The organism is Pseudoalteromonas sp. BSi20311 (assembly GCF_000239875.1).
GTDB lineage: Bacteria > Pseudomonadota > Gammaproteobacteria > Enterobacterales > Alteromonadaceae > Pseudoalteromonas.
Genome location: NZ_BADU01000119.1, coordinates 1 through 9,507, shown reverse-complemented (window position 1 = coordinate 9,507; position 9,507 = coordinate 1). Strand labels below are relative to the sequence as shown.

Sequence of the window (9,507 nt, the reverse complement as noted above, 5' to 3'; positions counted from 1 at the left end):
ATATGAAAGCAGCCTACTTTCACGTACTGGCCGACACGCTAACCTCTTTATTAGCCATTGTTGCTTTATTAGTAGGAAAATATATTGGCTTATTATGGATGGACCCATTAATGGGGATTGTTGGGGCAATAGTCATTTTCCGTTGGTCTTATGGCTTAGTTAAGGAATCCAGTGAAGTTCTTTTAGATAAGTCTGTGAAAAAGCCAACTCTCGATAAGATTTCAGATGCATTAAGCAAAAAGAACACTGTGATCAACGATATTCATGTATGGAAAATAGCGACAGGTCACCAGGCTGCAATTCTTAAAGTGACATCAGGTGAACCTCTAAAGTCAGAAGAATATGAAATTATTTTAAAAAGTTTCTTACCTCAGCTCTCACATATCTCTATTGAAATACGTAGTTAACGTTTTTTCAAATGTGACTTTGATTAATTAGCTTTCTCTTTACTTTGGTTTTTTGGCAGCTTCAATGATAATAAAGTTGCCATAGCCACAAATATACTTGATATCCATAAACAGGCTTCTAGGCCATAATTTTGATATACCCAACCTGAAAGCACTGTACCAATTAATCTCCCCATAGCATTAGCCATATAGTAAAAACCAACATCAAGCGATACACCGTCACTACCTGCATAACTGACGATGAGATAGCTATGTAAAGAAGAGTTAATAGCGAAAACAGCCCCAAAAATCAGTAGTCCTATAATGATTGAAGCTTGAATATGAAAATTAAAATGCAAGGCCAAAGCAATCACAGCAGGTATTAATGTTAAGTAGCTTGCCCATAAAAATGCTGACCTACCCGTTGGCACATTACCTTGCTTTTCCCTCGTGCCTTTTCCGGTAATAATAGGCGCAACAGACTGAACTATGCCATAGCCAATGACCCAACTTGCCATAAAACCTCCAACCCACCAATGATCCCAATTAAAGGTCACAGCTAAAAAAACGGGTAACGCTACGACAAACCAAACATCTCTTGCACCAAATAAAAACATTCGAGCAGCAGAAAGAATGTTTATTGACGAACTCTTAGAGAAAATATCATTAAATTTAGGTTTATTTGTCGCCTTGCCCAAATCATCTTTTAAGGCGATTAAACTAAATACCCACACTATGGCTAATAGTGAAGCCATTAAGATGATTGCACCTTTAAATTCAAGCAAGGTTAGTAACAAACCTCCAAGAAAGAACCCTACACCTTTTAGCGCATTTTTAGACCCTGTAAGTATAGCAACCCACTGATAAAGCTTACCTTCAGCGCCTACTGGAACAAGTAACTTTATCGAGCTTTTCGCACTCATTTTATTTAAATCTTTAGCGATACCTGATAAAGCTTGTGCCGCCATTACATAGATAACTGTTAGCATTTCAGCAGGAACAACAAGCATACCAAGCGCAATTATTTGTATGGCTAAGCCAATGTTCATGGTTTTGTTCAAACCAAGTCGTGCACCTAGCCAACCACCAACAAGATTCGTAATAACACCAAATATTTCATAAAATAAAAACAGCATGGCAATATTTAAAGGGCTATATCCTAACTGATGAAAATATAGCACTACGAGCATGCGTAGTGCACCATCGGTTAAAGTAAACGCCCAGTAATTACCTGTTATCACCAAATATTGTTTAATTTGCGGTGATAACGCTTTGAGTGATAAAAGCCCCATGATTAACCTTTGTCCGCCAAACCAACCATACGTGCTAGCTCAGCCGTTCTATTGGCATAGCCCCATTCATTGTCATACCAAACATAAAGTTTTACTTGTGTACCATTTACTACCATCGTTGATAATGCATCAATGATGCTAGAACGTGGATCAGTTTTATAATCAATAGACACTAGTGGTCGTTCTTCATATCCCATGATGTTTTTCAATTCACCTTGTGCTGCTTGTTTAAGTACTTTATTTACTTCTTCAACAGTTGTAGCTCGTTCAACTTCAAAAACACAATCTGTAATTGATGCATTAGTTAAAGGAACTCGTATTGCATGACCATTTAACTTCCCTTTTAGTTCAGGAAAAATATGCGTAATTGCCGTAGCCGAGCCAGTTGTTGTCGGAATTAAGCTCATGCCACATGCTCGTGCTCTACGTAAATCCTTATGGGGGGCATCTAATATGGTTTGCGTATTAGTAATGTCATGGATAGTGGTCATTGAACCATGCTTAATACCTATTTTTTCATGAATAACTTTGACCACTGGCGCTAGGCAATTAGTGGTACATGAAGCTGCTGTTACGATAGGATGAATAGCTTTGTCGTATAAATTTTCATTTACTCCCATAACGATATTCAATACACCATCTTCTTTTACAGGAGCTGTAACCACAACACGCTTTACACCTTGATCTAAATAGGCTTGTAACAGCGCTTTCGTTTTTATTTTTCCTGATGCCTCAATTACTACATCACACTTAGACCAGTCAGTGTCTTGAGTCGCTTTGTTTTGCGTGCAAGGAATAGCCTTGTTATTGATAATTATTGAATCGCCTTCATGATTCGCCTCATGATGCCAACGACCATGTACTGAATCAAACGTCATTAAATGTCCAAGTGTTTCAGCATTTCCCGCAGGATCATTGATTTGAATAATCTCTATATCATCCCAATCAAATGCTGCACGCATTGATAAACGTCCCATACGGCCAAAACCGTTAATACCGATTTTAATTGTCATAAATCTGTCCTGAATGTTGTTAAAAATTATAAATAAGTATTGAAATAATCAAGCTGTACTGGGTGTTTTAGCGCTTTAGGCCGTATTTCCTGTACTGCTTCAATTACCTTTTCACCTGACCACCCAAAAGCTAAAAGTATAAGTCCAATCACTAATCCTGTTCTGCCAGAGCCACCTTTGCAGTGAACAGCAATGGTGCCCTTGTTATTTATCACCTCTAAAATGTTAGCCTTTTGAGCATCCCACTGAGATTCAAAGGCTTGGCTTGGGGCAGCATCATCTAAAATGGGTAATTGAACCCACTCAATTCCTTGCTTTTCACATTCAGTTGGTAAAGAGAGTGCATTGTTTTTTTCCATTTCTTCGTCAAACATCAACGTAATAAGCATGTTAGTACCTGCTTGTTTAAGTGTTGATATAGACTCAACTAAAATAGAATCTTTCGTGCCTGGGCACGGGGTAAATATAAGTTGGCTACCGTTTTCAAGTGCCAAAATATCAAAAGGATGTGACATTATTTTTCCTATCGTTAATTATCTGTGCAATGTATTGATTTACAGTTATTTGCATAAGGTTTACTTTCTATTTGAATGGTGACGTGAGAAACATTAAATTCATGTTGGATAGTAGATGTTATCTCTTCGAGTAAATTTCCATCATTTAAACAGTTAACTTTTGCTATTGCTGTAACCATAATTCAATCTCTTGACGGTGGGGAATAGAGCCACTATGCACATTAACTTCATCAATAATTACAGCAGGAGTACTCATTACGCCATACCCCATAATTACTTCAGGATCAGTTTCTTTGATTACGTGTACATCTACATTTAATTCAGTAGCTATTTTTGCAATAACTTCAATGGTTTTTGTACATTTTGCACAACCAGTACCTAATACTTTTATTTCTTTCATGATTTTTCCTTAAATAAAGGGGGTCAGATAATTAAAAATCCAACCAATTAACGTAAATGCAACGAGTAGAAGTGCAAAAAGTACTACTAGTAATCGCCACTGCATTACTTGTTTTAATAAAATAAATTCAGGAAAACTTGCTGCCACAGTACTCATACAAAAGGCGAGTGTTGTTCCAATAGGAAGTCCTTGTTTAATTAAACTTTCCATCACAGGAATTACACCTGTGGCATTGGAATATAAAGGTATACCTAATAATACGGCAGATGGAACTGACCACCATTGACCATTACCTAAATGCTCTTCAATCCAGCCATCAGGAACAAAACCATGTAACGCAGAGCCTAGCCCAACACCAATGATCACCCATTTCCATACTCGGCCAAAAATCTCTAACATTTCCTCTTTGGCAAAGGTATGTCGCTCTTTTAAAGACAAGCTTTCAACCTGTTTGGATTGAACTGTAGAGGAAGCCTTTTGACCACGCTCTAAAGCTTTCGCAGCAAAGGATTGCAACCAGCGCTCAGCCCTAATAGCATCAAGGAAAATACCGCCTAAAATCCCAACAGACATACCAACAACCACATACAGTAACGTGAATTTCCATCCTAATAAGCTTAGTAACAGCAAGACCGCAACTTCATTGATTAGCGGAGAGGTAATGAGAAATGACATAGTGATGCCAACAGGAATACCTGCTGACGTAAAACCTAAAAATACAGGAATACTTGAACAGGAACAAAAAGGGGTTATTGCGCCAAAACTAGAGCCTAATATGTAACCGACACCTTTATGTTTATCGGCTAAATAATCACGAACACGCTCTACATTTATTGATGCTCTTATCAATGCAATGACGTAAATCATCACTAGTAATAAAAAGAAAATTTTGGTGGTGTCTTCAATAAAAAAATGAAGTGCATCGCCTAATTTTGTTGCTTTCGACAATCCAAAAACATCAACGACTAACCATGTGGCTAAGTCAGTAAATACCTCAAACATGGCTTTCCCCAAACCAGCCTTGTGTACGGTTAATAATATAAACTAATGACAACATAACAGGCACTTCAACCAATACCCCAACAACGGTCGCCAAAGCTGCTCCAGAATGTAAACCAAAAAGGGATATAGCCACCGCAACCGCTAATTCAAAGAAGTTAGATGTACCTATCAAACATGCTGGAGCCGCTATGTTATGTGGTAGTCTCATCCATTTTGCTGCTAAGTACGCGATAATGAAAATACCGTATGTTTGGATCATTAGAGGAATGGCAATTAAGCCAATGGTTTCAGGTTCAGAAATGATGGTATTTGCTTGAAATCCAAATAATAACACCACTGTTGCTAACAGGCCGATAACCGACCAAGGCTTTAATGTTGATAACAATTCATTTAATGATTGTTCACCATTACCATTATTCAGGATTTTACGAGTCACTACTCCTGCAATTAAAGGCAGCAAAACATAAAGCACTACAGAAATCATCAACGTTTCCCAAGGAACTTGAATATCACTTACACCAAGTAAAAATGCCGAGATAGGTGCGAAAGCAAAGATCATGATCACATCATTTACTGATACTTGAACCAATGTATAGTTCGGATCACCTTTCGTTAACTGTGACCATACAAATACCATTGCAGTACAAGGGGCTACGCCCAATAAAATCATGCCAGCGATGTATTCTTGTGCAGATGCAGGATCAACTAAATCAGCAAAAAGGAAAGTAAAGAAAAACCAACCTAAACCAGCCATGGTGAAAGGTTTAACCAACCAGTTTATGACAATAGTTAACACAAGCCCTTTAGGGTTTTTACCCACATCTTTTATCGCTGAAAAATCAATTTGAACCATCATGGGATAAATCATCACCCAGATGAAAACAGCGACTACAATGTTAACGTGTGCAATCTCAAAGTTGGCAATCACTTGAAAAGCATCAGGTTGCCATAAGCCTAATACCACACCAAGCACAATGCTTAAGCCAACCCAAACCGATAAATAACGCTCAAAAATACCCATTATTCAATCCTTTACTCATTCTTTATAGAAAATTTATTTACAGAAATTTGCTCGATTAGGTCTATTTTGCATATTAGCTAAACGCTGAAGTTCGTTACTAACCAGAGGAACATTATTCTCTGTTGTTTGTGCAATCACAGATTTAGCCCATAACGGTAAGTCAGGATTGATACGATAAAACACCCACTGACCGTGCTTTCTATCAGTTATCACTTTAGCTTTTTTCAAAACAGCTAAATTACGTGATACTTTGGGCTGGCTATCTTCTTCCATCGCTTCCATTAACTCACAAACGCAAAGCTCACCATGATAATGCGTCAACATTAACGTTTTCAGTCGGATATCATCAGTTAGGCTTTTATAAAAGGAGATGGGGTCAAATTCGTCACTTTTGACATCAATTGAGGTTTTTGTATCACCACAACTGATCTTAGCGTCCTTTTCTTCAACCAAAATAAACATAGATAGACGGTTGTTAAGCTCGTTTAATGTTGTAGAAAAAGGGTTACTACCAGAACGCTCTTTTGGATCGGGAAAATCCCAAGCTAACTGCTTAACGGCATTAGGGTAGCTGCGACATTCATTATTAGCTTTATCGCATAGTGTAATGACGTAATCAAATACTTGACCTTCAAAGACATTCACACTTTTAGACACTAAATCGTTAGTATCTAAGCCAAACTTTTCTAAAGCATCAATCGCACGAACATCAACGGCATCAGGTTTAGTACCTGCACTAAAAACATTAAATATGTCTCCCGCTTTATGCCGCAATAACGCTTCAGCCATTTGAGATCTAGCCGAGTTTGCAGTGCAAAGGAAAAGGATTTTTTTATTTTTTAGGCTTTTCATATGAAACCTTAGTTATTTGCATGTGAATTATTATATATATGAAAAATCACATATACAAGCATTGGCATATAAAAAGATTTAAATCTGAAGCATGATTTAAATTTTATAAACGAACTTTTCGTACAAATAGATTCTTAGTGATTTCGAGGGGATGAGCACAAAACCCCTTTTAGATAAATCAGTAGATATTTCAACTTTAGAGGAAATATCTACTGCAATTAGTGCTCAATAAACTGTTATTAATGATATCAATGTTTGGAACATAGCCAATTAGAACAAACGCTATTCTTTCAGTTTCATCAAAAGAGCCATTAGTTAAAGAGGAATATCAAAAAATCCTAATGAATTCTTCACCTCAACTTGTTCTGCACAACTAAATCAGGACACTTTTCTTAAGGAACTTTGCTCATACTCTACTGGCGATAGATCACCATTAGCAGTATGAAGTCGCTCTAAGTTGTAATAACGCATATACGCTGCCACATCATTTCTCATTTGCTCACGAGTTGGTTGCGGAACTTTCAACAGCCAATCATGTTTTAAGCTGCCGAAGAATCGTTCAACAACCGCATTATCCCAACACGCACCGACATCGCCCATACTGGCTCTGACGCCATAACTCCATAGTAATTGTCGATATTGTTTACTGGTGTACTGTGAACCTCTATCACTGTGAAACACCAAGCCTTTTGGTGGCTGCCGTAAGTTATAAGCTTTCATCATCGCCTTGCTAACTAAGTCAGTCGTCATGCGTTTATCAATATGCCAACCAACAATACGACGTGAATATAAGTCCATGACGATAGCCAGATACATCCAACCTTCGCCAGTTCTTAGATAAGTCACATCACCAGCCCACACCTGATTCGGCGCAACAGGATTAAAGTTCTGATTCAAAAGATTATCAGCAACGGCATCACTGTGTTTACGCTTGGTTGTTACCTTGTATGCCACTCGTTGAGTAACGACTAAACCAAGTGTTGCCATTAATTTCTGAACGCCATAATCACTGACGCTAAAGCCCTCACTGCGTAACTTCTTTCTAAGCTCTCGGTAGCCTAAGCTATTTCTGCTTTTCTTGAAGAAATACTTGGCCTTTCGATATAAATTAAGCTGCTCTACAGTAATTACTTTTGCTGGCCGCTTAAGCCAAGCATAATAAGCACTGCGGCTTACTTTCATCACTTTGCAGAGCTTAACCACGGGAAACACCGAGGATAACTGCTTAATCGTTTTAAACGTTACTTGGTTTCTTTTAGCAGGAGGGCGCTGGCCTTTTTTAAAATTTCTTTTTCCATCCTTAGCTCTTTATTTTCCTTGCGAAGCCTTAACAGCTCAGCCCGCTCATCAGCATTCAAACTGGCACCAGATTGTTCTGCTTCAACTTTAGCTTTCCAGTTATAAAGTAATTTATCTGTGATACCTAAAGACGCTGCTGCCTTAGGTACGCTGTAACCTTGCTCGGTTACCAATGCCACAGCTTCTTGTTTAAATTCTGCTGTGTAACTTCTGTTTGTTCGTTTTGTCATTTAACACCTCAATAATTGGATTATATTCCATTATTAAAGTGTCCTGTTTGATTAAAGCAGATCAACTTTCTCATGGGTCTATTGAAATACATAATAGGTAAATTGATTTCATTTTCGAGAATATTTTAAATAATTCTCGTTTTAATATTACGATTACTTAGGTAATCGTAATATTAAAACGTTCTTTAGAAGCATCTCATTCATATAGAATTCTCCAAGTAATCCATATCACAAAATGGTCGAATACTTGCGGAGAAATATGATTGATGAAGAATGATTGGGAGTTTTCGTGCGTCTTTATGGTTTAGCAGTGTTTCTTTAATGCCATTACTAAATTCACAATAATTGATCATAGACATAGCGGGTGATTCAACATGAATACATTCGAATATCAGCCTTTGCTGCTCAAAATAAAATATAAAAACCTGCTTCTCTGGAATATCTCTAATTGATATTTTAAGTGTTGGTAAATTACTGTTGATTTCTTCTGTTAAACTTGGGGATAAAGGAAAACCATATACCGCGTACCTTTTTCCTTCAATGTGAAATACATAAGGAACTTCATCATCACAAAATGAATCAAAATTGGTAAAAAAGTTAACTGTATTTAAAAACCAGCTTTTATGCTCGTCTATAAATGGACTTTCAGCTATGGCAATTTCCGAATCTTCATTATCCTGTTCAAGATTTTTGACTAATGATTCATCAAAATTATTTTCTCTAAAATTTTTCGGATAAAAAGTAGTCGCAATTAGTCGATATGCAATTTGATTAATTTTGAAATCACAATAAAGAATTGCTTCGTTATTGTTCAACGTTTTAAAATAAGGTTTCCAGTCAAGACTAAACTCACTTGGCGCTTCAATAATGTATTTCGATTCATTTCCTAAACCGAATAGCTCATAAAGAATAGAAATTAATCGAACCTTGCTTACATTAATGACTACCATTCCTTCAAGGCGTTTTGCCATAAACTCAATGCTTTTATGTAGATCATCAATAAGCAATTGATCCTCACATTCACAGATCAGAAGGTACTTTAACCAGTGATGTTGAATTGTCCCAAAAATTTTCGCACCACACATCTCTTTAAAGAGTAGTTCAGTTAAAGAATCATAATTAGGAGTACAATATATTGCCCTGGCTAATAAATCCTTTCCATGATCTTGAGGTAGATTGAGTGAGTTAGCGAGAAATTTCGATTGAAGTCTCAATTTGTGACTTAAGGTAAGAGCTGAAATCATCTAGTTATCCATAAATTAAAACAAACAACAGCCTACTAACGCCAGTTTGTTAATTATGAAAACCAAATTTTTACGGATGCTCCGCTTCATCGTTCATACTTAAATATAAATTAAATATGTGTAGGCATAGGCTGTCCGTTCAGCCTTTTTTGCTAATATAAATGAGTAAAATGTTGTTGTAAACAGGGCGCAATTATACATATCTGTATAATTTAAAAGGATTTTATTCTACTTTTCTTTTAAAATCAGTTAG

10 protein-coding genes are annotated in these 9,507 nt (G+C 36.9%); 1 reads left to right on the top strand and 9 read right to left on the bottom strand.

Annotated elements, in window-relative coordinates; translation table 11 throughout:
- On the top strand, positions 1-407 hold a 407-nt coding region (locus tag P20311_RS13065), incomplete at its 5' end, for a cation transporter (RefSeq protein ID WP_008113573.1).
- Between the two features lie 23 nt (positions 408-430).
- Here the strand turns inward: P20311_RS13065 and arsJ are convergent.
- From arsJ to P20311_RS13015, 9 genes are all read right to left on the bottom strand, one after another.
- A complete protein-coding gene (arsJ, locus tag P20311_RS13060) occupies positions 431-1,678 on the bottom strand; it encodes an organoarsenical effux MFS transporter ArsJ (protein WP_008113571.1) in 1,248 nt (415 codons plus the stop codon).
- A gap of 2 nt (positions 1,679-1,680) precedes the next feature.
- A complete protein-coding gene (locus P20311_RS13055) occupies positions 1,681-2,691 on the bottom strand; it encodes an ArsJ-associated glyceraldehyde-3-phosphate dehydrogenase (RefSeq protein ID WP_008113569.1) in 1,011 nt (336 codons plus the stop codon).
- A 26-nt stretch (positions 2,692-2,717) separates the two neighbouring features.
- Positions 2,718-3,206: a dual specificity protein phosphatase family protein gene (locus P20311_RS13050; RefSeq protein ID WP_008113568.1), complete on the bottom strand. Its 489-nt coding sequence runs from the start codon at positions 3,204-3,206 to the stop codon at positions 2,718-2,720.
- A gap of 163 nt (positions 3,207-3,369) precedes the next feature.
- On the bottom strand, positions 3,370-3,606 hold the full coding sequence (locus P20311_RS13045; RefSeq protein ID WP_008113564.1) for a thioredoxin family protein: 237 nt from the start codon (positions 3,604-3,606) through the stop codon (positions 3,370-3,372).
- A gap of 9 nt (positions 3,607-3,615) precedes the next feature.
- Positions 3,616-4,608: a permease gene (locus P20311_RS13040; protein ID WP_008113562.1), complete on the bottom strand. Its 993-nt coding sequence runs from the start codon at positions 4,606-4,608 to the stop codon at positions 3,616-3,618.
- Positions 4,601-5,629: an ACR3 family arsenite efflux transporter gene (gene arsB / locus P20311_RS13035; protein ID WP_008113560.1), complete on the bottom strand. Its 1,029-nt coding sequence runs from the start codon at positions 5,627-5,629 to the stop codon at positions 4,601-4,603. The genes P20311_RS13040 and arsB overlap by 8 nt, the downstream gene beginning before the upstream one ends.
- A gap of 33 nt (positions 5,630-5,662) precedes the next feature.
- On the bottom strand, positions 5,663-6,481 hold the full coding sequence (locus P20311_RS13030) for a metalloregulator ArsR/SmtB family transcription factor (RefSeq protein WP_008113558.1): 819 nt from the start codon (positions 6,479-6,481) through the stop codon (positions 5,663-5,665).
- Between the two features lie 378 nt (positions 6,482-6,859).
- A protein-coding gene (locus tag P20311_RS13025; protein ID WP_138596817.1) for an IS3 family transposase occupies positions 6,860-8,010 on the bottom strand; the annotation gives its coding sequence in 2 pieces (ribosomal slippage) (positions 6,860-7,740 and positions 7,740-8,010; 1,152 coding nt in all).
- Between the two features lie 200 nt (positions 8,011-8,210).
- A complete protein-coding gene (locus P20311_RS13015; protein ID WP_008113551.1) occupies positions 8,211-9,254 on the bottom strand; it encodes a hypothetical protein in 1,044 nt (347 codons plus the stop codon).
- Between the last annotated feature and the right edge of the window lie 253 nt (positions 9,255-9,507).